Source organism: Variovorax paradoxus (genome assembly GCF_009755665.1).
GTDB lineage: Bacteria > Pseudomonadota > Gammaproteobacteria > Burkholderiales > Burkholderiaceae_C > Variovorax > Variovorax paradoxus_G.
Genome location: NZ_CP046622.1, coordinates 3529105 through 3554526 on the forward strand (window position 1 = coordinate 3529105; position 25422 = coordinate 3554526).

At 67.1% G+C, this 25422-nt stretch carries 23 protein-coding genes; 8 read left to right on the forward strand and 15 right to left on the reverse strand.

Going from position 1 to position 25422, the window contains the following annotated elements:
- Nucleotides 1-15: 15 nt before the first annotated feature.
- The 4 genes from GOQ09_RS16405 to GOQ09_RS16420 all read left to right on the forward strand — a co-directional run bounded on the left by GOQ09_RS16405 (nucleotide 16) and on the right by GOQ09_RS16420 (nucleotide 2800).
- On the forward strand, nucleotides 16-1524 hold the full coding sequence (locus tag GOQ09_RS16405) for a mannose-1-phosphate guanylyltransferase/mannose-6-phosphate isomerase (protein WP_157614477.1): 1509 nt from the start codon (nucleotides 16-18) through the stop codon (nucleotides 1522-1524).
- Nucleotides 1525-1584: 60 nt separating this feature from the next.
- Nucleotides 1585-1869, forward strand: coding sequence for a hypothetical protein (locus GOQ09_RS16410; RefSeq protein WP_157614478.1), 285 nt, complete (start codon nucleotides 1585-1587; stop codon nucleotides 1867-1869).
- A gap of 37 nt (nucleotides 1870-1906) precedes the next feature.
- On the forward strand, nucleotides 1907-2503 hold the full coding sequence (locus GOQ09_RS16415; protein WP_157614479.1) for a hypothetical protein: 597 nt from the start codon (nucleotides 1907-1909) through the stop codon (nucleotides 2501-2503).
- Between the two features lie 81 nt (nucleotides 2504-2584).
- On the forward strand, nucleotides 2585-2800 hold the full coding sequence (locus tag GOQ09_RS16420; RefSeq protein WP_157614480.1) for a hypothetical protein: 216 nt from the start codon (nucleotides 2585-2587) through the stop codon (nucleotides 2798-2800).
- Nucleotides 2801-2828: 28 nt separating this feature from the next.
- Here GOQ09_RS16420 and GOQ09_RS16425 read toward each other — a convergent pair whose 3' ends face one another.
- The 4 genes from GOQ09_RS16425 to imuA form a co-directional block, all read right to left on the reverse strand.
- Nucleotides 2829-3755, reverse strand: a complete 927-nt coding sequence (locus GOQ09_RS16425) for a hypothetical protein (protein WP_157614481.1) — start codon at nucleotides 3753-3755, stop codon at nucleotides 2829-2831.
- Between the two features lie 68 nt (nucleotides 3756-3823).
- Nucleotides 3824-7180 (reverse strand): error-prone DNA polymerase, encoded by a 3357-nt coding sequence (locus GOQ09_RS16430; protein WP_157614482.1) that lies wholly within the window; start codon nucleotides 7178-7180, stop codon nucleotides 3824-3826.
- Nucleotides 7173-8540: a Y-family DNA polymerase gene (locus GOQ09_RS16435; protein ID WP_157614483.1), complete on the reverse strand. Its 1368-nt coding sequence runs from the start codon at nucleotides 8538-8540 to the stop codon at nucleotides 7173-7175. The genes GOQ09_RS16430 and GOQ09_RS16435 overlap by 8 nt, the downstream gene beginning before the upstream one ends.
- The gene (gene imuA / locus GOQ09_RS16440) at nucleotides 8509-9321 is read right to left on the reverse strand and encodes a translesion DNA synthesis-associated protein ImuA (protein ID WP_157614484.1); all 813 of its coding nucleotides are present in this window, start codon (nucleotides 9319-9321) and stop codon (nucleotides 8509-8511) included. The genes GOQ09_RS16435 and imuA overlap by 32 nt, the downstream gene beginning before the upstream one ends.
- 156 nt (nucleotides 9322-9477) lie before the next feature.
- On the opposite strand from imuA, the gene GOQ09_RS16445 reads away from it, so the two are divergent.
- On the forward strand, nucleotides 9478-10569 hold the full coding sequence (locus tag GOQ09_RS16445) for an ABC transporter substrate-binding protein (RefSeq protein WP_242630858.1): 1092 nt from the start codon (nucleotides 9478-9480) through the stop codon (nucleotides 10567-10569).
- 383 nt (nucleotides 10570-10952) lie between these two features.
- Nucleotides 10953-11873, forward strand: coding sequence for an aldo/keto reductase (locus tag GOQ09_RS16450; RefSeq protein WP_431769315.1), 921 nt, complete (start codon nucleotides 10953-10955; stop codon nucleotides 11871-11873).
- Between the two features lie 13 nt (nucleotides 11874-11886).
- Here GOQ09_RS16450 and GOQ09_RS16455 read toward each other — a convergent pair whose 3' ends face one another.
- From GOQ09_RS16455 to GOQ09_RS16485, 7 genes are all read right to left on the reverse strand, one after another.
- Nucleotides 11887-12861, reverse strand: a complete 975-nt coding sequence (locus tag GOQ09_RS16455; RefSeq protein WP_157614487.1) for a Bug family tripartite tricarboxylate transporter substrate binding protein — start codon at nucleotides 12859-12861, stop codon at nucleotides 11887-11889.
- A 14-nt stretch (nucleotides 12862-12875) separates the two neighbouring features.
- Nucleotides 12876-14003: a porin gene (locus GOQ09_RS16460; protein ID WP_157614488.1), complete on the reverse strand. Its 1128-nt coding sequence runs from the start codon at nucleotides 14001-14003 to the stop codon at nucleotides 12876-12878.
- Between the two features lie 117 nt (nucleotides 14004-14120).
- A complete protein-coding gene (locus GOQ09_RS16465; protein ID WP_157614489.1) occupies nucleotides 14121-15824 on the reverse strand; it encodes a dihydroxy-acid dehydratase in 1704 nt (567 codons plus the stop codon).
- Nucleotides 15821-16273 carry an aconitase X swivel domain-containing protein gene (locus tag GOQ09_RS16470; RefSeq protein WP_157614490.1) on the reverse strand — a complete coding sequence of 151 codons (453 nt, stop codon included), beginning with the start codon at nucleotides 16271-16273 and terminating at the stop codon, nucleotides 15821-15823. Before GOQ09_RS16470 ends, GOQ09_RS16465 begins: the two co-directional genes overlap by 4 nt.
- A gap of 121 nt (nucleotides 16274-16394) precedes the next feature.
- On the reverse strand, nucleotides 16395-17690 hold the full coding sequence (locus tag GOQ09_RS16475; protein ID WP_157614491.1) for an aconitase X: 1296 nt from the start codon (nucleotides 17688-17690) through the stop codon (nucleotides 16395-16397).
- A 54-nt stretch (nucleotides 17691-17744) separates the two neighbouring features.
- Nucleotides 17745-18593, reverse strand: coding sequence for an IclR family transcriptional regulator (locus GOQ09_RS16480; protein ID WP_157614492.1), 849 nt, complete (start codon nucleotides 18591-18593; stop codon nucleotides 17745-17747).
- Between the two features lie 79 nt (nucleotides 18594-18672).
- On the reverse strand, nucleotides 18673-20124 hold the full coding sequence (locus GOQ09_RS16485) for an FAD-dependent oxidoreductase (RefSeq protein WP_157614493.1): 1452 nt from the start codon (nucleotides 20122-20124) through the stop codon (nucleotides 18673-18675).
- A 167-nt stretch (nucleotides 20125-20291) separates the two neighbouring features.
- Between GOQ09_RS16485 and GOQ09_RS16490 the strand changes: the two genes are divergently transcribed.
- Nucleotides 20292-21290, forward strand: coding sequence for a Bug family tripartite tricarboxylate transporter substrate binding protein (locus GOQ09_RS16490; RefSeq protein ID WP_157614494.1), 999 nt, complete (start codon nucleotides 20292-20294; stop codon nucleotides 21288-21290).
- A gap of 29 nt (nucleotides 21291-21319) precedes the next feature.
- The gene (locus tag GOQ09_RS16495) at nucleotides 21320-22303 is read left to right on the forward strand and encodes a Bug family tripartite tricarboxylate transporter substrate binding protein (protein WP_431769279.1); all 984 of its coding nucleotides are present in this window, start codon (nucleotides 21320-21322) and stop codon (nucleotides 22301-22303) included.
- Between the two features lie 21 nt (nucleotides 22304-22324).
- Here GOQ09_RS16495 and GOQ09_RS16500 read toward each other — a convergent pair whose 3' ends face one another.
- From GOQ09_RS16500 to GOQ09_RS16515, 4 genes are all read right to left on the reverse strand, one after another.
- Nucleotides 22325-23215: an alpha/beta fold hydrolase gene (locus GOQ09_RS16500; protein ID WP_157614496.1), complete on the reverse strand. Its 891-nt coding sequence runs from the start codon at nucleotides 23213-23215 to the stop codon at nucleotides 22325-22327.
- 28 nt (nucleotides 23216-23243) lie between these two features.
- Complete coding sequence (locus tag GOQ09_RS16505) at nucleotides 23244-24074, reverse strand: DODA-type extradiol aromatic ring-opening family dioxygenase (protein ID WP_157614497.1); 831 nt, start codon at nucleotides 24072-24074, stop codon at nucleotides 23244-23246.
- A 77-nt stretch (nucleotides 24075-24151) separates the two neighbouring features.
- Nucleotides 24152-24394 (reverse strand): hypothetical protein, encoded by a 243-nt coding sequence (locus GOQ09_RS16510; RefSeq protein WP_157614498.1) that lies wholly within the window; start codon nucleotides 24392-24394, stop codon nucleotides 24152-24154.
- A 142-nt stretch (nucleotides 24395-24536) separates the two neighbouring features.
- The gene (locus GOQ09_RS16515) at nucleotides 24537-25358 is read right to left on the reverse strand and encodes a helix-turn-helix transcriptional regulator (protein ID WP_242630859.1); all 822 of its coding nucleotides are present in this window, start codon (nucleotides 25356-25358) and stop codon (nucleotides 24537-24539) included.
- Nucleotides 25359-25422: the final 64 nt, after the last annotated feature.

Sequence of the window (25422 nt, forward strand, 5' to 3'; positions counted from 1 at the left end):
ATCAAGGACGTTGCAATGAACACCCCCATCATCCATCCCGTCGTGCTCTGCGGAGGCAGCGGCACGCGCCTGTGGCCGCTCTCGCGCAAGACGCTTCCCAAGCAGTTCGCACCGCTGATCGGCGACAAGAGCCTGCTGCAGATGACCCTGGAGCGCCTGTGCAGCCTGAACCGCAACATTACCTGCATCGCATCCGAAGACCACCGCTTCCTGGTGCGCGAGGCGGTTGAGAAGGCCGGCGCGACGGGACGCCAGATCCTGGAGCCGATGGCGCGCAACACCGCAGCGGCCATGGCGGCGGCGGCACTGCTCGCCGGCAAGGACGACCTGCTGCTGTTCGCCCCCTCCGACCACCATATTCCCGACACACCGCTGTTCGCCGAAACGATACGGCGCGGCGTGGACGCGGCGTTGGCGGGGCACATCGTGACCTTCGGTGTGATGCCCTCTTTCGCAAGCACCGCCTATGGCTACATCGAAGCCGGCGCGGTGTCGGCCGACGGCTGCAGCCGAGCCGTGGTGCGATTCGTCGAAAAGCCCACGGCGGCGGTGGCCGAATCGCTGATCCTGCACGGTGGCTACAGCTGGAACGCGGGCATCTTCCTGGTGCGGGCAAGCACGCTGATTGCGGCGTTGAACGCCCACGCGCCCGACATCCTGCTGGCCTGCGAGCGCGCGACTGCCGGCGTTTCGAGCGAAGGCAGTTTCGACCGCCTCGATCCCGAGGCCTTCCAGTCCTGCCGCAGCGACAGCATCGACTACGCGGTGCTCGAAAAGCAGCAGAACATTGCCGTGGTGAAGTTCGAAGGCGCCTGGAGCGATGTGGGAAGCTGGAACGCGGTGGCCACGCTGCACCCGGACGACGGAACCGGCAACCGGCTGAGCGGCCAGGCCAGAACGCTGCGTTCGCGCAATACCTTCATTCATGCGCCGCACCGGCCGGTGGTTGCCCTGGGCACCGAAGACCTGATCATCGTGGACACGCCCGACGCCGTGCTGGTGGCAAAGTCGGATTGCGCCGAGCAGGTGGGCGAGGTGGTGCGCATGCTCGCACAGCAAGGCCAGGCCGAAGCGACCGAACACCGGCGCGTGGTGCGGCCCTGGGGCGCCTACGACAGGCTCGACTTCGGCGACCGCTTCCAGGTGAAGCGCCTCACGGTGAACCCGGGCGCCAAGCTGTCGCTGCAAATGCACCACCACCGCGCCGAGCATTGGATCGTGGTGCGCGGCACGGCCAGGGCCACGTGCGACGGCCAGGTCAGCCTGGTGCGGGAGAACGAATCCATCTACCTGCCTTCGGGCGCGATCCACCGGCTCGAGAACCCGGGCAAGACCATGCTCGAAGTGATCGAGGTGCAGACCGGCAGCTACCTGGGCGAGGACGACATCGTCCGCTTCGACGACACCTACGGCCGTTGCGCCTCGATCAAAACGCAGCCCGAGACGGTGGCTGCGATGCCGCCCGAGGCGTTGGCTGCAAGCGGCGGCGTGAGCGCGGGCACACAGCTGGCGGCACATCCCTGACATGCGCGGCAACAACGTCACCGGAGGGCGGGGCTGTTGCCATCACGTAGCATCCCACCCATGAGCTACACAGTGAACCTGATCGACTTCCCCGGCGCACCGGCCGAAGTCATTTCCGCGGCGGAGTCGCGCTTCCGGCGCGAACTCGACAAACTGCTGGGCGACGGCGTGACGCAGGCGCTGAAGGCCTTCGAAAACGCCAGCGAGTCGAGTGCCGACGAACTCACGAGAGACGACATTGCGCTGGCCGCAAGCTGGGCCAAGGCCTACGAATCGGCCAAGACCGCGGGCTTTCGGGCACTGGGCGAAGCCGACGAAGCGTATTTCGAAGTCCGGCCGGACTGACGGCCGAGGCGCACCACCCGTTTCAGGCAGGCCCCAGATGACGAAGCGCTGGCCTGCCTTGATCTTGACGGCTGCAGCCCTGCTCGCGGGCTGCACCACGCCGCCCGCGAGACCTCCCGTCGCCTCGGCTCCGGCTGCCGGCACGGTGCAGTGGCAGTATGTGCGCTCGACTTCGTACGAGGCCGGGCAGCCCGGGCTGGGCATGAGCCACCGGTACCAAAGCAAGGTGGGGTGGGTCGATGTGTACGTGTACGGCATGAAGCGCAGCGACTGGGCAGCCGGCATCGCCGACCCGGAGTTCGACGAGCACTTCAAGGCCGCCGTGGAAGAGGTCCGGCTTGCGGGCGCGAGAGGTGTCTATGCCAAGGTGGAAGTCGGCCCGGTGCGCGATGAGCTGATCGACGGGCAGGCCTTCCGGCGCGTGAGCTTTCGCGTGGTTCACGCCCAGAGCAAGAAGACCTACGAGTCGTTCACCTTTCTCACGGGGCGCAACGGCCGGCTGCTGAAATACCGCATGTCCTTCGTCGCGCCGGCGCCGGCCAACCTGGATGCCATTGCCCGCGAGTTCATCGAACGCAACCTGCGCAGCGGGCCGGACGTGCCGAAGGCCGCGCATCCGCTTCTCAGCATTTGAGACAGCGCAAATATACTGTACGTTCATACAGTGTTTCCTCTAGAATTACTCGTCTCCCAGAGCAACATTCGAGGCGACACCATGACCACCGCCAGCCCGCCAGCGCCTTCTGCGCGGATCCTGTTTTTTTCGCCGCTGAGGCGCTCGCAGCCGCGCCCGCATGCGGGCCGCATTTCAACTTGGCCTTTTCGCGTGGTCTCAGACAAGGAGCGCGAGGACGACGGCAAGAACATCCGCCTGCAGGCGGCGCGCATCATTCGCACGACGGCCGAGCAGTGGTGGCCCGAGGCCCGATAAGGGGCGGTGCGGCCGTGCAGGCCGTCACTCAATGCGCATCGTCGCCCAGCATGTCCTGCGCATCGTCATCGAAGCCCGCAATGGGTTGCGCCTTTGCAAGCGCCAGCCACACGCCGAACGGAATACGGTCGAACGCGCGATGCACTGCGGCGCGCGCCACCACCAGCCGTTCGCCTTCGAGCACCAGCACGCCGCACTCCTGCGGAATTTCGTCGGGCGACGCGATGCAGCGGCCACGCGCGTCGTTGCCCAGCACGTACCAGCACTCGCCGCCCAAGTCGAGGTAGGCGGCGCGCTTGTCGGGCTTGCGCAGGTCGCCCAGCAAGTCGGCGCGGCTCACCTTTACTTCATGCACGATGGGGTGCGCATAAGCCTCGACGCTGGTATTGCGAATCGAAAACACATCGGGCTTTGCAATGCACCAGCGCGGCTTGCCGCCCTCTTCGAGCGGCGGCAGGCGCGCCCGCAGGCCCAGGCCACGCCAGGCGATACGGCCGCCGCGTGTCATTTCGCGTGCCACGCGTTCGACCAATGCCTCGTGCGGCGAGAGTGCCGCGCGGTTGATGGTGAGCGTGGTGGCAATGCGGGCAATACCGGCGTCGGTGACGCGCAAGGTCTCGTGGCCGTGCGGCGTGCGCACGCGCTCGAGAAACCCGCCCGCCAGCAGCTCGACCTCGATGGCGTCGCAGCAGGGCCAGCCGGCCGAGCGATAGATTTCGCGCAGCCGCCGCGCGTGCGGCTTTCCGAAAGGCACCGCGCTTGCGGTCTGCATGGGCGGCGGGTCCACCACCGGCGGCGGAAAGCCGGGGTCGGTAAATGGCGGCTCGGCAGGCGGTGGATCGCCTTCCGGCGGCGGGCCGGGCGGCGGTGGCGGCATGGGGTTGGGCACATCGGGCGCAGGCGGCGGCGGACCGATCGGCAAGGCCACGACGGGATCAAGTGCAAGTGTGGACATGGAAGAAGCAGGTTAGCGAAAAGTGGCCGGCTGCGCGAGACATGGAACGATCGGTTGCATCCGCGCCGTCAATGAAAATCGCGGCTGGTGTTGCTCTGCGCCAGCCGGCCCATGAGCGGCGTCAGGTCCTTGAAGCCGGTCGCGATCAGGTGCTGCACCTTGCCGCCGGTCTCGTCGTCGCGCTGCCAGGTGCCCTGCACCGCGAGCAGGTGCGACTTGAGCAGCGGCTCGCGCCAGGCTTCGATGACATGGCTCCAGACGATGACGTTGACATTGCCGGTCTCGTCCTCGAGCGTGACGAAGATGGTGCCGTTGGCGGTGCCCGGGCGCTGCCGCCCCTTCACGATGCCGCAGGCGCGCGCGGTCTGGCCGCTGGGCAGGCTGCGCAGTTCTTCGGCGCTCATGAGCTTCATGCGTGCAAGGCGCGGGCGCAGCAGCGCGAGCGGATGGCGCCGCAGCGTGAGGCCGAGCGCCGCGTAGTCGCCCACGATCTCCTCGCCCTCGGGTGCGGCAGGCAATTGCAGAACCTGCTCGTTGATCGGCACGCCCTTGAGCAAGGCCGGCGAACGGCGCTGGGCGGTGGCGTCCCACACCTGCTGGCGCCGATGGCCCGAAAGCGACATCAGCGCATCGGCGGCGGCCAGTGCGGCCATGTCCTTGCCGTCGAGTTCGGCGCGCAGGGCGAGGTCTTCGGTGCTGGTGAATGGCGCTTGCGCACGCGCTGCAAGCAGGCGCTCGGCGCCCTCCTTGCTGAGGCTCGAAACCCGGTTCAACCCGAGCCGCACCGCGGGCTGGTTCTCGTTGCCGAGGCGATCGGCATATCGCGCATCGGTGCCAGGCGGCATGCGCGGCGCGTCGGGGGCGCGGGCTTCGAGCGTGGTGTCGATGTCGCTGCACGTGACATCGACCGGCCGCACCTCCACGCCATGCCGCCGCGCGTCTTGCACGAGCTGCGAGGGGCTGTAGAAGCCCATGGGTTGCGAATCGAGCAAGGCCGCCAGAAAGCAGGCAGGCTCGTAGTTCTTGAGCCAGCTGCTCACGGTGACCAGCAGCGCAAAGCTCGCGGCATGGCTTTCGGGAAAGCCGTAGTCGCCAAAACCGAGGATCTGCTTGAAGATGGCCTCGGCGAAGGACGCCTTGTAGCCGTTGTCGACCATCCCTTGCACGAGCTTCTCGTGGAATTTCTCGAGGCCGCCCTTGCGCTTCCAGGCGGCCATGGCGCGCCTCAATTGATCGGCCTCGTCGGCGGTGAACTTGGCCGCGATCATGGCGATCTGCATCACCTGCTCCTGGAAGATCGGCACGCCCAGCGTGCGCCCGAGTGCTTCTTTCAGCTCTTCCTTCTCGTAATGGATCGGCAAGTGCTTGGCCACTCGCTCGCGCTGCTTGAGATACGGATGCACCATGCCGCCCTGGATGGGCCCGGGCCGCACGATGGCAACCTCGATCACCAGGTCTTCATAGCAGCGTGGCTTCAGGCGCGGCAGCATCGACATCTGCGCGCGGCTTTCAATCTGGAACACGCCAATGGTGTCGGCATCGCAGATCATGTCGAACACCTTCTGGTCGTCGTTGGGAATGTGGTGCATCTCCATCATCGAGCCGCGCCAGCGGTTCATGTGATCGAGCCCGCGGCGTATGGCGCTGAGCATGCCGAGCGCGAGCACGTCGACCTTGAGCATGCCCATGGCTTCGAGGTCGTCCTTCTCCCACTGGATGACCGAGCGATCCACCATGGATGCCTTCTCGACCGGCACCAGCCGCGTGAGCTTGGTGTGCGTGAGCACGAAGCCGCCCACGTGCTGGCTCAGGTGGCGCGGAAAGCCCTTGAGGCGCTGCGTCATCTCGATCCATTGCACCAGCTTGAGCTCATCTTCTTCCACACCCACGCGCGCGGCCGCCTTGAACAATTGCTCGCCCAGCACGGTGTCGTCGAACCAGTAGTGGTCTTTTGCGAACTCGTCGATCAGGCGTTCGTCGATGCCAATGGCCTTGCCTACGTCGCGCAAGGCGCTGCGCGCGCGGTAGCAGATGACGACGGCCGCAATGGCTGCGCGCTCGCGGCCGTACTTCTTGTAGATGTATTGGATGACCTCTTCACGCCGCTGGTGCTCGAAGTCGACGTCGATGTCGGGCGGCTCGTTGCGGTGCCGGCTCAGGAAGCGCTCGAACAGCAGATGGCCTTTTTCAGGGCTGACCGCGGTAATGCCCAGGCAGTAGCAGACGACCGAGTTGGCCGAAGAACCGCGCCCCTGGCAAAGGATGTGCTGCGAGCGCGCAAAGCGCACGATGTCTTCGACCGTGAGAAAGAACATCTCGTACTTCAGCTCGACGATCAGCGCGAGTTCTTTCTCGACCTGCTCGCGCACCTTGTTCGGAATGCCCCCGGGAAAGCGCACTGCCGCACCCTCCCAGGTCTTGCGAACCAGCGTCTGCACGGGCGTCTCGTGGTTGCCCACGGTTTCGAGCGGGTACTTGTAGGTCTCGCGGATCACATTGGGATCGAACCGGCATCGCTCGGCCACCACCAGCGTGTTCGACAGCATTTCGGGCAGATACAGCTCGGCCAGCCGCACCCGCTGCCGCAGATGCCGCTCGGCATTCGACTGCAGTGCAAAACCGCACTCGGCCACGGTCTTGCCTTCGCGCACGGCCGTGAGCACGTCGTGCAGCGGCTTGGCAGAGCGCGCATGCATGTGCACGTCGCCGGCCGCCACGAGCGGCACGCCCGTGTGCTCGCCCGCCTGCATCAGCGTGACAAACCACAGGTCGTCGTCGAGCTCGTTGAGCATTTCCACCGCCAGCCACAGGTTCTCTCCATAGAGCGCCTTGGCGGCCAGCAGGTCTTCATGCAGCGAGGCGACGTCCATGGCACCGCCCGGCGCCCTGTGCGGCACGAAGAGAACCTGGCAGTGCTGCAGCGAAGCCACGTCGCTCTCGTCCCAGCTCACGCGGTACTCGCCCTTGGGCAGCTCGGTGTTGCGCGCGGCGGTGATGAACTCGCACAGGTTGCCCCAGCCCTCGGTGTCATTCGCGATCACCACGAGCCTGAAGCGCTCGAAGCGGAACTCGCTGCCGAACAACAGCCGGAAGCCGGGGTTGCGCGGAATCGGCGGCTCGTCGGGGTGCTCGCGCTCGTACTCGTCGAGCTTGGACGTCAACTCGCGCAGGCAGACATGCGCGCGCACGATGCCGGCCACCGAGCATTCGTCGGTAATGGCCAGCGCCGTGTAGCCGAGCTGGTAGGCGCGCTCGACCATCTCCTCGGGCGTCGAGGCGCCGCGCTGGAAGCTGAAGTTGGTCAGGCAATGCAGCTCGGCATAGTCGGGCAGCGTGGGCGGCGGCTTCTTGCGCAAGGGCAACGGCAGCGCATGCACCTTGGCGGAGTTGCGTCCGCGCAGCTGCTTCTCGCTCAGGTCAGGCATAGAACCCCTGCAGGTACCAGCGCACTTCGCCCGGCGAAAAGCCTGCGGAGGGCCGCTCGCGAAAGATCCACACCAGCCCGGCTTCAGGGCTTTCCGCCACGTAGTAGTCGCGCATTGCAGGCTGGCCGCCGTCTTCCTTGCCGCCCCACCAGCCGGCTTCGACACGCTGCGGTCCGATCAGCTTGCTGAGTGCGCCGCGGTAGCACGGGCGCTCGCCGTCCATCTCGAGCAGCAACGGCTCGGGCAAGAGCCACGGCGGGTAGAGCGCATCGGGCTGCGAAGCCGCGGCCTTCGCCTTTGCAGTTTCCTTGGCTTCCTTGCGGGTGCCCGGCAGCGCAGTGTCTTTCTGCAGCGCGGGCCGCCAGGCCTGCTTGCGCTCGGGCCGGTGGTCGGCCCGGGACACGGGCACCACCACCTGCTGCGGCCCGAGCCGCACGCTGAGCCGCTCGACCATTTCGTGCAGCTTGTCGCCCTTGCGGTTGTCTTCAGGCAGAAAGCTGGTGCTGGCGCCGGCCCACGGATCGGTTTCGAGTGTGCGCAGCCGCAGCCAGCTCGCAGGCGCCGCAAGCGTGGTGAGGGCGAGTTTTTCGGAGAGCAGGCGGCGCAGGTGCGCCATGTCCTGCGTGGGCTCGGCCGTGCGCACGGTGACTTGCTGGTGCGGCGGCAGGTTCACGCCGTTGAAGCGCTTGAGGTCGAGCGTCCATTGGAGCTCGAGCGCGCGCGCGCCGCGCTGGCGGGCACGCAGCCAGAACTGCAGCGCCGTGAGCAGCCGGTTGGCCGACCACATCAGCTCGGGCGCGGTTTCGGCCAGCGCGGGAAGTTCAAGCTTCTGCTCGAACACGTCGGGCAGCGTGAGCCAGTGGTGGCTTTCGGGGCGCAGGCCCCATGCCACATCGAGCGCCTCGCGCAACGCCGCGCCAAAGCGCCGCGTCAGGCCGCCGCGCGGCAAGGCGGCCACGTCGCCCCAGGTGCGGCAGCCCAGGCGCGCAAGCAAATCGAGGTGTTCGCGCGCGGCACTCAGCGTGTCCAGCGGCAGGCCGGCGGGAATGTCCTTGGGCCGGCTCTCGTTGCGCTCGAACAGGCGCAACCGGGCCAATGCGATGAGGCTTGTGGCGCCCTGCGCGCCGCGCATCACCGCGCCGGGCGCGGGGTTCTCGTGGGCCAACTGGCGCATCAGCGACGAGCGCCCGCCCCACAGGCGCTCGCAAGCCGAAACCTCGAGCATCAGCGCCTCGTCTTGCCAGGCGACATGCGGCGTGTATTGCAGCGCCCACCAGCCGAGTGCCTCGGGCGTGGGCAGGGGCTGCGCTTCTTCAGGCGAACCGGATTCAAGCGACCACCGCAATGCGATCCAGTGCATTGGGGCCTCCCTTCCATGCGTCGATGCGCACCACCGTGGCCGTGGCGGACGTTGCCGCTTCGCCGGCCGGCGCCGTGCCCTGCTGCTGGAGCCGCAGCTTGCGGCGCAACCGGGCAGCCGCCAGCAATGCGGCCATGCGTTCGTTGCGCGCGGGCAGCATCACCGGCGCGGCCAAGGGTGGCCCGCGGCGCTTGAGAATGCGCAGTTCGATCTGCGAGCTGTCGGCCTCGCAGCTTTCCACCTGGAGGCGCAGCCGCGCCGGCGACGCACCCTGCGCGGCTGATTCGGGCCGGCACACGAAGAGCAGCACGTCATGCTGGGCGGCGGCCAGTTGCAACCGGCGCAGTTCACCCACCCGGGCCTGCGGCAGCCAGGCCAGCACGGCGGACACATCCGCGCAGCGCAGCGCCTGCTCGCAGGCCCACAGCCGCGAGGCCGGCGCGTCGCTTCTGACCCACATCAGCGCCTCCACCGGCAAGCCCTGCGCCGCCAGAGACGGCCCGCAGGGTTCGTAGGGCGCGCCGATCAGCACCACCGGCCCGCCGCGCGCCTGCACTGCCTGCGCCAGGGCCGGCAGCAGCAGCCGCCAGACATGGGCTTCCGGCGCGGTTTGCAGCAACTCCGTCATGGCGCCCACAGGCCAACCGCCACCGGGCAGCTCGGCGTCGAGTGCGGCGTGGCCGGTGGCGACGACCTGCGCGTCGGCCAGGCCGAGTTCGTCGGCATGCCAGACGCCACGGCCTGCGGCGGCGGAAAAGGAGTTGAGGAAAGGAAGGCCCATGATGCAATCGTTAACTGTATTTTTATACAGTATTCCATGAGCCGCAACCAGCACGGGACAAATAGCGATTTACCCAAAGCGCCTTGCCTCTTAAGATGGCAGAACAAACAATTTGTGACCATGCAATACAAAAAGATTCATTTGCTGGCTTCGGCCTTGACTGCCCTCCTCCTTGCGGTACAGCCTGCGGCGCAGGCGCAAACCAAGCCGCTGCTGATCGGCCAGACCAATGTTCAGACGGGCCCGCTGGCAACGCTGTCGACCGAGCCGCTGGTCGGCATCCGCGCTTTGTTCACCGCGGTGAATGCGAATGGCGGCGTGAACGGCCGGCCCATTGAGTTGCGCCAGCTCGACGATGCATACGACCCCGCCAAGGGCGCCGAGAACGTGAAGACTTTCGTGAAGGACGGCGCCGTGGGCATCCTGATGCCGATCGGCACGTCGTCGGCGGTCGGTGCCCTGAAGGCTGCCAACGAGCTCAAGATTCCGGTCGTGGGCTCGTACACAGGCGCGGCGCCGGTGGTGAAGCCGTCCGAATACGGCTTTCCGGTCCGCATCAGCTTCGACGAGGAATACAGCCGCATCGTGAACCACTTGTTCACCATCGGCCTCTCGCGCATCGCCTTTGCGCACAACGACAACCCGGGCGCGCGCTCGGCAATGGAGAGCACGCAAAAATTCATTTCCGAACGCGGCGAAAAAATGGTCGGCAGCGTGCCGATCAAGAACGACGGCTCCGACGCAGCCGAACGCGCGGCGGAACTGGTCAAGCTCAAGCCCAAGGCCGTGGTGCTGTCGGCCACGAACGACGTGGCGGCCAAGTTCATCACCGCCTATAGAGCGGCAGGCGGCGAAACGGCTTTCTATTCGTTCTCTTTCCTGAACGGCCAGAAGCTGTTCCAGGACATCAAGAAGGACGCAGCCGGCGTGGTCATTTCGCAAGTCGTGCCATACCCGTGGAACACGGCAATGCCGATGATTGCCGAGTACCAGGCAGCCATGAAGAAAATCGGCGCAACGGAGTTCAGCTACGCCAGCCTCGAAGGCTATGTGGCGGCCAAGGTGATGGTCGAGGGCCTGAAGCGCGCGGGCGCGAACCCGACGGCCGATTCGCTGCACAAGGGGCTCGAGTCGTTCAAGACGCTGGACATCGGTGGGATTGCTGTGTCTTACCGGCCGGGGGAGCACCGGGGACTGACCTTCTCTGAACTGTCTATGCTGAAGGCTGACGGGCGCTATTTGCGCTGAGGGCTTTCTCCGTACGTGAATTCATTCGGGGCGCTGTTGTCCAGAGCGTGTGCAAAGGCCACCGGGTACTCCCCTCCGCGAATGTCCCCCGGCCTGCGGCCTCCTCCTTTATTTCGCTGCGTGGAGCACCCGATGCCCTGTGCACCGGGGCACGCTCTGGGTGTACCGCCGATCAACGACCGCTGCTCATAACGCACACGTCGATGGGGTGCCTTGCGCAGCGAAATAAAGGAGGAGGGGCGCAGCCCCGGGGGACATTCGCGGAGAAAGGTACCCCGTCGGCGGGTGCGCGCCCTGAACAACGCCCCCAACGCGCACCCAGTCAAAGCCCCTGGCGCAGAATTTGATTCGTGACGCTCCTCACGAACCAACCCCACTTCCCCATCACACGCGCCCGGCTGCTCAGGCTAGGCGCCGCACTCTGCGCCGGTGCCGCGCTCCCCTCCTTCGCACAGCAACAAGGCAGGCCTGCGATGACCATGAACACCCGCCCCATTCCTTCCACCCAGGAAGCCCTGCCGGTTGTCGGCTGCGGCACCTGGATCGGGTTCGACCAGCGCCCCGGTACCGACGAATACAAGCGCCTGCCGGGTGTGCTCGACGCCCTCTTCGCAGCCGGCGGCAAGGTGATCGACAGTTCGCCGATGTATGGCCGCTCCGAAGAAAACACCGGCGAACTGCTGGCCGCATCGAAGCAGCGCGAGAACAGGGCTTTTCTTGCCACCAAGGTGTGGACATCGGGCCGCGAGGCTGGCATTGCGCAGATGGAGCAGTCCTTCGCGCGGCTGCGCACCCAGCGCATGGACCTGATGCAGGTGCACAACCTGGTCGACTGGAAAACCCATCTCGCCACGCTGCGCGGCTGGAAGGACAAGGGCCGCGTGCGCTACATCGGCATCACGCACTACACCGCCTCGGCCTACGACGAGGTCGAGGCCGTGCTGCGCGCCGAGAAGCTCGACTTCCTGCAGATCAATTATTCGATCGACGCACGCGAAGCCGAGCAGCGACTGCTGCCGCTCGCGGCCGAGCGCGGCGTGGCGGTGATCGTCAACATGCCCTTTGGCGGTGGCGGCCTTTTGCGCCGGCTGCGCGACAAGCCGCTGCCGGCGTGGGCCGGCGAGATCGGCTGTACAAGCTGGGCGCAGGTGCTGTTGAAGTTCGTGCTGAGCCACCCTGCCGTGACCTGCACCATTCCCGGCACCAGCCGCGCCGAGCACATGGCCGACAACGCCGCGGCCGGCGCGGGTGCTTTTCCGGATGCGGCGTTCTGGCGCAGCAACGCGCGCTCGATCGGCCTCTGAGCCGCAGCCGCGGCTATTCGAACTTGACGTTGTGCTGCCGCACGGTGGCGCCGAAGGCGTCGTACTGCGCGCGGAAGAACTCGGTGAACTTTGCGGGGCTCATGCCGTAGCCCTCGAAGCCCTGCTGCACCAGTTGTGCATGCACGTCCGGCCGCTTCAGCGTGTTCTGCAGTTCCTGCGACAGCTTGGCGGTAATGGCCTGCGGCAACCCCGGCGGCCCGAAGAAGCCGGCCCAGGGCGTGATGGTGAGCTTGCCCAGCCCCAGTTCGCTGCCCGTGGGCACGTCGGGCAGCAACGCGCTGCGCTGCGGCAGCAGCGTGACCAGCGCGCGAATGCGCCCCTCCTTCACGAAGCCCGGCGCCAGCGTGCCGGTGGTGAACATCATGTGGATCTGGCCGCCCAGCAGGTCGGTCATGGCTTGCATGTCGCCCTTGTAGCGCGCGTTGACGACCTTGCGCTCGCCCAGCAGCTGCAGCATGGCCAGCTCCGAGGCGCTGTTGCTCGATGCCGAGTTGTAGGCGCCGGGCTTGGCCGCGACCAAGGCCAGCAACTCGTTCACGCTCTTCGCCGGCAGGCTCGAAGGCACCACCAGGAACATCGAAAACTGGCCGGCCGAGCTGATCGGCGTGAAGGCCTTGAACGGGTCGTAAGGTGCTGTGGGGCGCAGCGTGGGCGCGGCCACCATGGCGGTGTTGGTGCCCATCAGCAACGTGTAGCCGTCGGGCTTGGCCGATGACGTGGCCTGCGCCGCGAGCACGCCGTCGGCGCCGGGCCTGTTTTCCACGATCACCTGCTGGCCGAGCTGCTTCGACAGCCCCTCCGCAATGATGCGCGTGAGCGCGTCGGCGCCGCCGCCGGGCGCAAACCCGACGATCAGGCGCAGCGGCTTGTCCGGATAGGTCTCGGCGCTCCAGGCCGCCCCGCCGGGCAGCAGGGCGAGCGAACCGCCGGCCGCAAGGGCCGCCAGCGTCAGGTTTCTGCGTCGCATTTTCTTGCTCCTTGTCAGAAGAGATGCCGCACGCCGAGCTCCCAGCCCGACGAGCGGCGGCCGCCGGCCGGCGCCACGCCGCCGCTGACGACATAGCGCGCCTGGCCGCTGTTCATGAGCCGCGCGTAGGTGCCGTAGAGCGCGGTGCGCTTCGAGAGGTTGTGCACATAGCCAATGCCGAACTGGCGCGCATCGTCGCGGTTGCGCGGCATGCCGTTGGCATTGCGCAGGCTCTCGTCGCTGCGGTCGTCCAGGTAGGCGTAGCTCACGCGGATGCGGCCCACTTCGAAAGCCGGAATGTGCGCGCCGATCTCGGCGGTGTTCTTGCGCACCGTGCCGGCGGCGAGCTTCACCGTTACCTTGTTGTAGAGCGCGAAGAACTTCGCAAAGCCCGCGTCCCACGTGCCGCCGATGTTGGCGTGCGTGTAGTTGCCGATGGTGGCGGTGGCGTCGTAGTGGGTGCGCGTCACGGCGGCGGCTACGTCGAATGCGCCCGAGGCAAAGCCGAAGCGCGCACCGGCAAAGTTGCCGTCGTCGCGGTTCGGGGCGGTGGAATCGTTCTCGCCGGTGCCGATCATCGCCATTCCGTAGAAGCCGCCGAGGCCGGCCGGCAGCCAGTAGCTCACCGTATTGCTGCCCGTGATGCCGGTGGGCAGCGGCCCGGTGCCCGCGCCCGCGAACGTGAGGTTGCCCGCGCGCGCCACGCCGTTGGCATTGAAGGGGTCGAAGTAGATGCTGTTGTAGTGCGTGGGAATGAAGTCGCGCCCCAGGCGCAGCTCACCCACCTTCTGGTGCGAGAGGCTCACGAAAGACATGCGGTCGAAGGTGATCGGCCCCGCCGTTCCCGCGCCGCTCGTCTGGTTGTTGCTGTTGCTCGCACGGCCGGTGCCGGTGTCGGGATTCAGGCTGCCTTCGAGCCAGAAGCCCGCGCGCAAGCCGCCGCCCAGGTCTTCTGTGCCGCGAAATCCAAGGCGGCTGGTCGAGAGGCCGCCGTTGGACAGCGCCTTGACCGAACCGCCGCCATCGCCGTTGGTGTACTGGATGCCGAGGTCCATCACGCCGAACACGGTCACTGTGGATTGCGCATGCGCGGCGCCGCTGCTCGCGAGCCCCAACGCTGACCACATCAAGATCTTCTTCATGGTTTTCTTGTCTCCTGCTTCTTCTCTTGGTTGAAAAACTCGGAACGCGCGCAGGGCTGCGCCACCGGGTGCGCAGGGGGGCGCACCGGTCGGCGAAGGCCGGGGTAAAAGGTTTTGCTAGCCCGAGGGTTGAGGCCGTTCGGTGCGCACGAGCACGGCGCCCTTGGACAGCGGGCTCACGTTGCGCCGGTACTGCTGCAGCCAGCCGGTGTCGAAGGCAGGCGGCGGCGCCTGCCAGTCGGCGCGGCGCGCCTGGAGTTCGGCATCGGTCAATGCAATGTCGAGGCGGCGCGCGTCCAGGTCGATGGTGATCACGTCGCCATCGCGCACCAGCCCCAACGGCCCGCCGAGCGCGGCTTCGGGTGACACCTCGGCCACCACCAGCCCCTTGCAGACCAGGCCCGAAAGATGCCCGTCGGTCAAGATCGCGACCTGGTCACCCAGGCCCGCACCGTCGATGGCAAACACCACGCGCGAGGCCCCGCCGCCCATCGCAGGGCCGCCGCAGGCACCGGCGCCGCGCATCACGACCACCTGGCCCGGCACGATCTCGCCTTTCTTCAACGCGGCAATGGCGGCATCCGATGTCCAGAAGCACACCGCCGGACCGGTGAAGCTGCGCACCTTGCGTGGCGCGATGCCGGTCTTGATGAGGCCCGACTCGGGCGCGAGATTGCCGCGCAGCAGCACGATGGCGGGCAGCGGCGCCACCGGCCGATCCATGGGGCGGATCACCTCCGGGTCGGCGACTCCGACGCTCTGCAGGTTGTCGGCCACGGTGCCGCCCGTGACGGTGGGCGCACTCGTGTCGAGCAACGGTGCAAGCTGCTTCATCAGTGCACGGCAACCGCCCGCCGCCTCGAAGGCCTCGATGCTGTGTTCGCCGATTGGCCGCACGCCGGCCAGCACCGGCGTCGTCGGGCCCAGGCTTTCGAACAGGCCGTACACGTCGACACCGCACTCGCCTTCGGTCGACACCGCCTGCAAGTGCTTAGCCGTGTTGAGCGAGGCGCCGATGGCCAGCACCGCGCGCACCGCGTTGGCAAAGGCGCCGGGCGTGAGGATGTCGCGCGGCTTGAGGTCGTCCCACACCATTTGCACGATGCGCGTGCCGGCGGCGCGAACGTCGGCCATCATCTTTTGGCTCAGCGCGGCCACCGGTGCGCTGCCCGGCAAGGCCATGCCGAGCGCCTCGCAAACGATGTGCATCGAGTTGGCAGTGCCCAGGCCCGAGCACACGCCCGGCCCGCGGATCGCTTCGCGGCTCATGCCCACGAGTTCTTCGACCGGCAGGTGGCCGGTGACGGCATGCATCGCGCCGATGAACACTTCCTCGATGTCCATGTGCTTGCCGCGGTACTCGCCGCTGGGCTGGTAGCCGCAGGGCACGAGCAAAGTCGGAATGTTGAGCCGCGCCGCCGCCATGAGCTGGCCCGGCACGGTCTTGTCGCACGAAGTGAGGCACACCATGCCGTCGAGCTGCGCGCCCTCCACGGCCACTTCGATGTCGTTGGTGACGAGGTCGCGCGCGCCGAGCATGTAGGCACCGCGTGCGCCGGCACCGGTGATGAAGTCGCTGGGCGCCGCGGTGCGTATCTCGAAGGGCACGCCGCCCGCGGCGCGGATCGCGGTCTTGATTTCCGCCGCCACCTTGTCAAGGTGGCTGAAGCACGCGGCCAGTTCCGACGAACTGTTGACGATCGCGATCTTCGGCTTCTCGCAGTCTTCTTCCGGAATGCCGAGCGCGCGCCAGTGCGCATTGCGCACCGACCAGAGGTACGAGCCGCGCGGAAAGTTGCTGCGCAGGGGGCGGGTAGTCATGGGCGGTCTCCGGGTTTGTTCTTCTTGGTGATCTCGATCACGCCGCGGTCGGCGTCCACGCGCACCCAGTCTCCGGTCTCGATGCACTCGAGCGGGTCGCGCTCGAAGTCGGTCATCGAGGGCGAGTGCGTGACCACGGCACCCAGTGCCATCTTGGTGGTCATCTCGTTGAACAGGAATGCCGCGGGCGCGGAGTTCATGAGCCGCGTCATATGGAACATGGCCGACCATCCCGACGACCCCTTGGCCCCCGGAAACACCAGCACCTTGCCCGCAAAGCTCTGGCCGCGCAGCTCGTGCCGCGTTTCGATGACGGTGCCGGTGCGCGGATCGATGCCGCCCCAGCCCGAAATGCGGTCGCGCGTGACGAGTGCCTCGCCTTCGGCCACGCCGCCGACCACCTTGCGGCCGCGGATGACGAGCGTGGATGTGTTGTCGCGTGCATTCATGGTTTTGCTCCTTCCCCCGCTGGGGGAAGGTTGGGATGGGGGCGGGCAGAGCGCGCGACGGATGCGCCGCTGGCCCCCACCCCTGCCCTCCCCCAGAGGGGGAGGGAGAAAATCCCGAGCCTCATTGCATGCCCCCATTCCACCGCCCCGTGCACGCCGCATCGATGCATTCCGCCGTGCTGCCGAACCACGCCTGCACCCCAAGAATGGCGGGCAGGTAGTGCGCCTGCTTGGCTGAATCAAGCGCCACGGTCCTGGTGCCCTTGGGCACGGCGCGGCTCATGGCGGAGCAGCTGTCGGACATGATGATGCCGCCCGCATCCTCGATGATCCTGGTGTAGCCGTTGCGGTCGGCCAGCGACTTGATGGCGCGCGGCGTGAAGATCCACAGCTCGCAATCCGGGTGCACCTTGCGCCCTTCGATGAGCTGCGCGGCCTCCCAGATCTGTTCGATGGTGTAGTGCGGGCAGCCGAGCATCACGTACTGCACCTCGGCTTCCTTGCCGGTCGCGTTGATCTTCTCGTAGGTGGCGCGGCGCTCGGCCTCTCCGTAGCGCAGCACCTCCACCGGCGCACGGCCGCCGAGCGCCTGCTCCAGCGTGAGCGCCTCGGGCGTGATGCCGGCGATGTGATACATCTCCACGCCGCCCGACGACGATGCCGCCGCGCCAAAGTGCTTGAGCCGCGGCAGGTTGGGCACACGGGCGATGCCGCGCTTGCTGTGCACCACCGGCACGCGCTCCTGCACGTGCTCGCCGATGTAGTAGCCGAGCAAGCCCCAGTCCTGCACCGATTCGACCTCGACGTCGAGCTCGACCAAATGCGTCGCGCGGCGGTTCTCGTCGAGGTGGTAGCCCCAGTAGGGAATGCGCCCGGTGAGCATGGCCGCGCCGGTGCTCTCGCGCCCTTCGGTATTGGTGCGCGCGCCGAGCACCGAGTTGCAATACACCACGGCCGACGATTCCATCCACGCGCAGTGCTCGCCGCGCGTGGGAATGTTGCCCACCTGGTAGGGCGTGCAGGTGTTCATGATCTGCGCACCCAGGCCTGCCGCGTGGCGCTCGCTCTTGTTGTAGAACTGCACGATCTCCTCGCTCACGCCCATGCGCTCGGGCTGGCCGGGGTCGAAGCCCAGTTGCAGGTGGCTGGTGAAGACCTTGAACTTCGGAATCTCGACGGTCTCCTGGCTGTCGAGGCTGAACTCGGAGAACACCGCGTCCATGCCGCCGCCCTTGGCCAGCGCGAAGTCGCGCTGGAACGGCGTGGTCGAGGTGATGGTGGCGCAGACGTTGCGCGTTTCCACCAGCCGCTCGGCGCCCAGCGCTTCGCCGTAGCGCATCAGAAGGTCCATCGCCTTCTGCACGGCCGGTCCGTCCCGGCCGTCCATCATGGCTTTTTCTTCATCGCTCAGGTACATGACCTGTGTCTCCGTTCTTGTGTGGTCGTGGGAGGCCGGCCCGTGCCGGCCCTGCTAGCCCGGTGAAGGCGTAGGCGTAGGCACGTGCCCGCCGATGTCGCGCGCAATGGTCAGCGCAATGTCGTGCAGGCGCGGTGCCAGTTCGTTGCGCAGGCGCTCTTCGGTGAACACGAAAGCCGCGCCGCCGCCGTTGAGCGACATCACTTCGCCGTCGGGCCCGATGAGGGGCACCGACACCGAATTGATCTCGCGGTGAAACTCGCCGAGCGAGAGGCAATAGCCCAGCCGCCGGGCTTCGCCGATGGCGCGAGTCATGCCGGGCGCAATGCTGTCCCACTCGGGACCGCGCAGGAGGCGCATCGAATCGATGAGCTGGTTGCGCTGCGCCTCGGGCAGTGCCGAAAGGTACGCACGGCCCAGGGCCGAATTGGCCAGCGGCGCGCGAGAGCCCACGTCGAGCCGGGCCGACAGCATCGACGAGCGCGGCCGACAAGCCTCGATCAGCACCATCTCCATGCCGTCGCGTATGGCCAGGTAGACCGAGGCGCCCACCTCCTCCGCCATGGCCTGCATGCTGGGCCGCGCCGCGGCGCGCACGTCGAGGCTGCCCAGGAACACGCGCGACAGCGACACCACGCCAGGGCCGAGCATGAAGCGGTCGGCCACCTGCGCGGCCTTGAGCATGCCCATGGAGAGCAGCGTGGCGACGAGCCGGTTGACCGTGGGCCGAGGAATACCGGTCATGCGCGCGATGTCTGCATGGCCCAGCACGGGGCGCTCTTCGCTGAAGCAGCGCAGCACCGAGATGCCGCGCTCCAGCGCGCTCACGGTGTCGGAGCGGTCGCCGCGCGCATCGGCGGCCTCCGATGCGGAAAAAGAGGTGTCGTTTTTGTCAGTGGACATGGAAGAACCCGTTGCAAGACTCAGGACTGTGCAATGTAGAGGCTCGCGGGAAAGGTCGACCGGGCTCATGGCAAGACATTCAGGCGCCGGCTTCGGCAACGGCCGGTGCATGCGCACCCTGCCCGGCACCGGCCCGCAGGTACACGCCCTGCGCGAGCAGCGCCGACTGCAGCGCGCCCACATCGACAAAGCGCGGCTCGATGCCGCCCTGCGAGGCCAGCGCCGCCGCCACGCCCGCCGCCTGGCCGGTGATCCAGCACTGCGGAATCTCGCGCATGAAGCCGTGCGAGTTGCGGTCGCATGAAATGTGGCGCCCGCAGGCCAGCAGGCCGTCGAGCTGCTGCGGCACCAACGCGCCGTAGGGAATGGAGATGTTCGGAAACTTGGGCGACACCGCGGGCGTTACGCCCACCTCATCGGCCAGAGCCACGCCGTCGGGCCACTGGCTGCGCAGCACCGCACCCACCCCGCTGAGGCGCCGCGCATGGCGCACGCCGATCTGCGGCGCGCTCAGCATCAGGTAGGCATCTTCAAAGCCCGGCGCATGCGCCTTGAAGTAGTCCAGGTGCGCGGCCATGGCGCGATGCGAGCGCACCTCCACGGCCGTGAGGTCGTCCACGTCCAGCGCCGAGTAGCCCGACTGGCGCGGCCCCATGAACAACGCCACGTCGTTGCGCCACGAGACGAACGGCCGCTCGAACAGGCCGCACACTTCGCGCCCGCGCGCCATGAAGGCGCTGAACGCCTCGGGCTGGCCGGCCTTGAATTCGATCCAGCGGTTCATGTCCACGCCGCCGAAGAGCCACGAGGTGTTCATGCAGTGGTGCACGTCGGCTTCTTCGATGTCGTTGACATAGGCGGCGCCGGCTCGCGCAAACAGGTCGCCGTCGCCGGTGGCGTCGACCACCACGTCGGCCATGATGGCCATGCGGCCTTCCTTGCTCTCGAAGACCACGCCCTTCACGGCGCCGTCCTGCACGATGGGAATGGCAGCCCAGGAGTGATAGATGAGCTTGACCTTGCGCTCCAGCACGATTTCTTGCGACAGGAGCTTGAGCCGCTCGGGGTCGATGGTAGGCGACCAGGTGACGACGCCGTGATACGCGGCCGTGCGCTGCGACCAGTGCGCGGCCTTGGCCGCGTCTTGCGAGCCCCAGTCTTCCCGCGAGGGGCCGGCAATGGCATCGGCCGGCAGGCGGTCGAACAGTTCTTCGGCAAAGCCGCGGATCACCAGCTTGCCTTCCCAGTCGGTCATGCGGTCGATCCAGATCACGAGGCCGCCGGTGGAAAGGCCGCCCAGGTGGTTGTAGCGCTCGAGCAGCGCCACGTCGGCGCCCGCGCGGGCGGCAGCCGCGGCGGCCGCGGTGCCCGAAGGCCCGCCGCCCACAACCAGCACGCCGCAGCGGTGATAGACCGGAATGTTCTTGCCGGGCTCCGCCCAGGTGCCGTGGTCAGGACGCTTGACGCGGCTGTCGCGGTCGAAGATGTCGGAGCTGAGGATGCGCTCGTCGGTGCGGACGACAGTTTTCATGAATGAGTGTCTTGGATGGGCTGTTTCGTCGTATTTTGATTTCAATGTTCATTTTGTCAAACACAAAAGCTTGAAAACAGCGCGACTTCGGGGTATTCCCTAGGTTATGTGGATTTTTATGGATTTCTAAATCAATATAAGAAGAACATTCATAAACGGAGACATCGATGAAGAAACCCCGCGGCACCCGCCGTGCGTTCGGCGCTGCACTCGGCGCGGCGGCCTTGCTGGGCTTGGCGCCCTTGGCCCTGGCGCAAGACTTTCCGGTGCGCGGCGGCAAGCCGATACGCATCGTGGTGGGCTTTACCGCCGGCGGCGGCACCGATGCCCAGGCGCGCATCGTGGCGCAGAAGCTCGGCGAGGTGCTGGGCACCGGCGTGATCGTCGACAACAAGCCCGGTGCCAGCACCATGCTCGCCGCGAGCGAGGTGGCGCGTGCGCTGCCCGACGGCTACACGCTGCTCTACGCGCCCTCTTCGACCATGGCGCAGAACCCGCACACCTTCTCGCAGGTGCCCTACGACCCGTTCAAGGACTTCACCGCCATTTCGATGGGCGGCCGCGGCCCGCTGGTGCTGTCGGTGAGCACCACCGTGCCCGCCAGCAACGTGAAGGAACTCATCGCCTACGTGAAGGCCAACCCCGGCAAGGTGAGCTACGCCTCCTTTGGCGCGGGCACTTCGTCGCACATCTACGGCGAGGCCTTCGTCAAGAAGGCCGGCATCGACGCGGTGCACATTCCCTACAAGGGCGGGTCGGACGCGGCCAAGGACCTGATCGGCGGCCGCGTGCAGTACATGTTCGATTCGGCCTCCTCGGCGCTCATCACCTCGGCCACCGGCAAGGTGAAGATCCTGGCGATTGCCGCCAACGCGCGCATTGCAGCCCTGCCCGACGTGCCCACCTTCGCCGAGCAAGGCGTCACCGGGCTCGACTTGCCCAGCTGGCTCGGCTTCTACGGCCCGGCGCACATGCCCGCGCCGGTCGTCGCCAGGCTCAACACCGCACTCACACAGGTGCTGGCGATGCCGCAGGTGCGCGAGTTCTACCGATCGGGCGGCTACGAAGCCGGCGCCTCCACGCCGGAGGAATTTGCAAGCGTCACGCGTTCGAGCTACGAACGCTGGGGCGCGATGGTGCAGCAGGTGGGGTTGGCCAGGCAATGAACCGCTCGCCCTTTTTCAGCCGCCGCCGCATGGCCGCGTGCCTTGGCCTCGGCATCGCACTTGGCGCAACCGCATTGCCGCCCAGCGTGCTCGCGGCCGAACCCGCGGCCTTCCCCGAAAAGGGCCGCAGCATCCGCATCGTGCTCGGCCTGGCAGCGGGGGGCGCCTCCGATGCGCAGGCGCGCTTTGTCGCCAACAAGCTCGGCGAGGTGCTGCAGACACCTGTCATCGTCGAGAACCGGCCGGGAGCGAGCTTCATCCTTGCCACCGAGGAAGTGATTCGCGCCGCGCCTGATGGCTACACGATGATGTACGCGCCTTCTTCCGTGGTCGCGCAGAACCCGCAGACGCTGGCGCAAGTGCGCTACGACCCGTTCAAGGACCTGACCCCCCTCTCGCTCGGCGCACGCGGGCCGCTGGTGCTTACGGTGCATGCGAGCGTGCCGGCGCGCACGGTGCAGGAGCTCGTGGCCTACATCAAGGCCAACCCCGGGAAGATGAGCTACGCGTCCTTCGGCACCGGCACCTCGTCGCACATCTACGGCGAGGCCTTCGCGCAAAAGGCGGGGCTGGACGTGGTGCACGTGCCCTACAAGGGCGGCGCCGATGCCGCGAAGGACTTTCTTGCAGGCCGCGTGCAGTACTACTTCGATGCGGCGCCCAACGCCATCCAGAACACCGCCACGGGCAAGGTTCGCATGCTGGCGGTGGCCGCGCCGAAACGCAGCGCGATGCTGCCCGACGTGCCCACCATGACCGAGCAAGGCGTTGCCGGCGTCGACATGCCGAGCTGGCTCGGCTTCTACGGGCCCGCGCGCATGCCGGCGCCCGTCGTCGCCAAGCTCAACGGCGCGCTCGCACAGGTGCTGGCGATGCCGGCCACGCGCGACTTCTTCCGCCAGGGCGCCTACGAAGCCGAGTCATCGAGCCCCGCCCAGTTGGCCGAGCTCACGCGAGCCACTTACGACCAGTGGGGCGACATGATCCGCAAGCTGGGGCTGGTGAAGCAATAGCGGGGCGTCGGCTGCGAGCGCTCAGCCCAGAAAGCGCAGCAGCAGCCGGTTGAACTCATCGGCGCGCTCGTACTGCGCCCAGTGCCCCGCCCCGTCGATCACCACGCCTTCGCGCTGCGGCTGCCCGGCCGTGAGTTGCGCCACCAGCGGTCGCGGATCGGCGGTGACGTCGTACTCGCCCCAGAGCAGCAGTTGCGGCCCACCGATGGCCTCGAGCGCGGCCTGCAGTCCGCCGGCCTGCGACACCTCCTTGCTGCGAAAGCGCGTGCCGTGGCAGGAGATGTCGTGGATCTCGAAAGCCAGCGCGTCGATGGCAGCCTTGTCGTGCAGCATGAGCGCGGCCAGGTTGTGCAGCAGCGCGGCGCGTTCTTCCTCGCGATCGGGTGCGGCGCGCCAGTTGATCATTTGCGCCGCCATGCGCCGCAAGGTGCCGTGGCCTCCGCTGCCGACGAGCGCCAGGCGCCGGATGGCACCGCGCCGCACGGCAAAGCGCGCGGCGGTGAGTCCGCCGAACGAGAAGCCGCCGAGATCGATGGGCGTGCCGGCGCCGATCAGTTGGTCGAGCGATCCGCCCAGCGCATCGAGCAAGGGGCCGAGCGGGTCTTCGCCGGGCGCTGCGCGAGGCGGCGCATCCGAATCGTTGAAACCCGGCATGTCGGGCAGCCACAGCGTGCGGCCGGCCGAAAGCGCCTCGACGTTGCGCAGCCAGTGCATCCAGCTGCCGTGGCCGCCGTGCAGCAGCACCAGCGGCGGATCGGGGCTTTCTTCTTCGGCGCCGAAGCGGCGCCAGCAGACGCGAACGCCGCCATGCACCACGTCATGGCGCGTGCCGGTGGCGGCGACGCGTTCGATGAGCAGGCGGGCTTCTGCGCCTGACTCCGAAGTGGAATTTGAATCGGGGATGGAAGACATCGCCCGATTCTGCCAACTGGCTGTTCTTCTAGCTGGCGGCCGCGCCAAAGCGGTAGCTCGACACCACCAGCCCGCCCATGAAGTCGTCTTCGTGATAGATGCGTTCGCCGGCTTCCTGCTCGGCCGCGCCGACCGCCACCATGAGCGGAATCAGGTGCTCCTCGCGCGGATGCGCCATGCGCGCCGAGGGGGCCGAGGCCCAGTCCTGCAGCCGCTGCACGCGCTCTTGCGGCGATGCTTGCACGGAGGTGTCGTCGAGCCAGTCGCCGAACGCCTTCGAAACGCCGTGCGCCTGCGGACCGAAATTGCGCAGGTTGTGATAGCTCAGGCCGCTGCCGACGATGAGCACGTTTTCACCCCGCAACGGCGCGAGCGCGCGGCCAAGCGCCAGGTGCTCCGCCGGGTCGAGCCCGCGCTTGAGCGACAGCTGCACCACCGGCACGCTGGCGTCCGGGTACATGGCCGCCATGGGCGAGAACATGCCGTGATCGAAGCCGCGCTCGGGGTCGATGGCCGCCGGCTGCCCGGCCGCGGTCAGGAGCGACTGCACACGTTGCGCGAGCTGGGGCGAGCCGGGCGCGTCGTAGCGCACTTCATACGTGTGGGCCGGAAAGCCGCCGTAGTCGTAGATCATCGGCGGGCGCGGGTTGCCCTGCACGGTGAAGACCGGCGCCTCCCAATGGGCCGACACCATGAGAATGGCACCGGGCGTGCGGCCGATCTGGCGCGGCATGTCGGCCAGCGAGGCGGCCAGCCGGTCGTAGACGCCGCCCATCTCTTTCTTCATCCAGGGCCAGGGGCCGCCGCCATGCGAGATGAAGTACGTGGGCAGGCGGGAGGTGTTGTCGTCGTGGGTCAAGCCGATGCTCCGTGAAGGCGTTGCATCGACTGTAGCGCCAGACATCTCCCATCAGGGATCGACAGGCCAGTAGACGATCACAGCGCGGGGGGAAGGCATCGCGAGCGGGCTTCGTACGCTTCCCATTCACGCATGCGGTTCTCGAGATCTTCATGATCGACCGATTGCGAGAGGTAGCGTTCCCGCAGGTCGATCGTGGCAGCACCGCAGCGCCGCACAAGACTTTCGACAGCACGCTTGAAAGCGTCGTGCACGGACGGGCTCGGCACCTTGACTGCGTCGGCCGGCAGCGGCAGCGGGAAGATTCGGCTTGTGTTCACAGTGGACTCCTCGAGTTGGAACCGCCTGTGAGGTCTTGGCCGGGCGGAACGGTGAGGTCCCGAGCCTAGGGAGATCGCACGCTCAAGGAGTCATCGGAAACAATGAGGCGTGAGATCGCTGCGCTGACGAATCGATGTTCGATCAGCGGGCTTCGGGCAGGCGCCCGAGCCAGAGGGATGTCAGCGCCGCCCGGTTATGCACGCCGAACTTGGCGTAGATCGACTTCACGTGAATGTGCGTCGTGTTCGGGCTTTGGCCCAGATTGGCTGCGATTACTTTCTCCGCCCTTCCCTCGAGCAGCCCCAGCAAGACCCTGCGCTCCGTTGCGGTGAGCGGTGCGTTCGCGATGAGGAGCCCGTGGCTGAGCAATTGCTGGCGATAGAACCACCGCAGTCCGCGAAGCGCCAGGCCGAAAGGGTTCTTGTCCGCCGATGAGAACCGGGGGGTTTCCGTGCTCCGGAAAATGAAAAGATGCACCCGCACATCGGCGTTGATTGCGCAACGCATCGACATGCTGTCCGCGTGCCCGACATCCAGGTAATGGCGCTGGTAGTGGGGGCCGTTGAACCACTCGGGAGGCAGCGCTTCAAACAGCAGCTGTGTGCGAAACGGTTCCTCGCCCGACACCGCAAGGATCTGCGAGAGGTCGACAGACGGCGACCACAAGGTGTCGAACTGCTCCTGGACCGAAGCGGCAATCGGCGGCAAGGGCCGCAAAAGCCGGACGTATAGCGGACGCCAGCCGTTCAACGCGTCGCCCACCGCGGGGCTGGGCAGCCGCACGACCACCGACCAGAGCGCGTTATGCGCGCCAAAGATCGAGCACAGGCTGCCGAGCAGGTGCTCCAGCGCTTCATCGCCGTCGCCGATGGGGTAGTTCGCGAGCTTGTCCCACAGCGTGTAGATCTGCTCGGTGCAATCGGGTATTGAAGGCTGTGCGGCGGGCTCGACTCCTGCGTTCAATTGATCACCTGTTTAGGTTATTACGCGACGCAGCCCGCCTGCCTACGATTCGTCGATGAATCAG

Coding starts and splice junctions, on each gene's coding strand:
- GOQ09_RS16405 (WP_157614477.1), top strand. CDS start 16: ATGAACACCCCCATCATCCATCCCGTCGTGCTCTGCGGAGGCAGCGGC.
- GOQ09_RS16410 (WP_157614478.1), top strand. CDS start 1,585: ATGAGCTACACAGTGAACCTGATCGACTTCCCCGGCGCACCGGCCGAA.
- GOQ09_RS16415 (WP_157614479.1), top strand. CDS start 1,907: ATGACGAAGCGCTGGCCTGCCTTGATCTTGACGGCTGCAGCCCTGCTC.
- GOQ09_RS16420 (WP_157614480.1), top strand. CDS start 2,585: ATGACCACCGCCAGCCCGCCAGCGCCTTCTGCGCGGATCCTGTTTTTT.
- GOQ09_RS16425 (WP_157614481.1), bottom strand. CDS start 3,755: ATGTCCACACTTGCACTTGATCCCGTCGTGGCCTTGCCGATCGGTCCG.
- GOQ09_RS16430 (WP_157614482.1), bottom strand. CDS start 7,180: ATGCCTGACCTGAGCGAGAAGCAGCTGCGCGGACGCAACTCCGCCAAG.
- GOQ09_RS16435 (WP_157614483.1), bottom strand. CDS start 8,540: ATGCACTGGATCGCATTGCGGTGGTCGCTTGAATCCGGTTCGCCTGAA.
- imuA (WP_157614484.1), bottom strand. CDS start 9,321: ATGGGCCTTCCTTTCCTCAACTCCTTTTCCGCCGCCGCAGGCCGTGGC.
- GOQ09_RS16455 (WP_157614487.1), bottom strand. CDS start 12,861: ATGCGACGCAGAAACCTGACGCTGGCGGCCCTTGCGGCCGGCGGTTCG.
- GOQ09_RS16460 (WP_157614488.1), bottom strand. CDS start 14,003: ATGAAGAAGATCTTGATGTGGTCAGCGTTGGGGCTCGCGAGCAGCGGC.
- GOQ09_RS16465 (WP_157614489.1), bottom strand. CDS start 15,824: ATGACTACCCGCCCCCTGCGCAGCAACTTTCCGCGCGGCTCGTACCTC.
- GOQ09_RS16470 (WP_157614490.1), bottom strand. CDS start 16,273: ATGAATGCACGCGACAACACATCCACGCTCGTCATCCGCGGCCGCAAG.
- GOQ09_RS16475 (WP_157614491.1), bottom strand. CDS start 17,690: ATGTACCTGAGCGATGAAGAAAAAGCCATGATGGACGGCCGGGACGGA.
- GOQ09_RS16480 (WP_157614492.1), bottom strand. CDS start 18,593: ATGTCCACTGACAAAAACGACACCTCTTTTTCCGCATCGGAGGCCGCC.
- GOQ09_RS16485 (WP_157614493.1), bottom strand. CDS start 20,124: ATGAAAACTGTCGTCCGCACCGACGAGCGCATCCTCAGCTCCGACATC.
- GOQ09_RS16490 (WP_157614494.1), top strand. CDS start 20,292: ATGAAGAAACCCCGCGGCACCCGCCGTGCGTTCGGCGCTGCACTCGGC.
- GOQ09_RS16495 (WP_431769279.1), top strand. CDS start 21,320: ATGGCCGCGTGCCTTGGCCTCGGCATCGCACTTGGCGCAACCGCATTG.
- GOQ09_RS16500 (WP_157614496.1), bottom strand. CDS start 23,215: ATGTCTTCCATCCCCGATTCAAATTCCACTTCGGAGTCAGGCGCAGAA.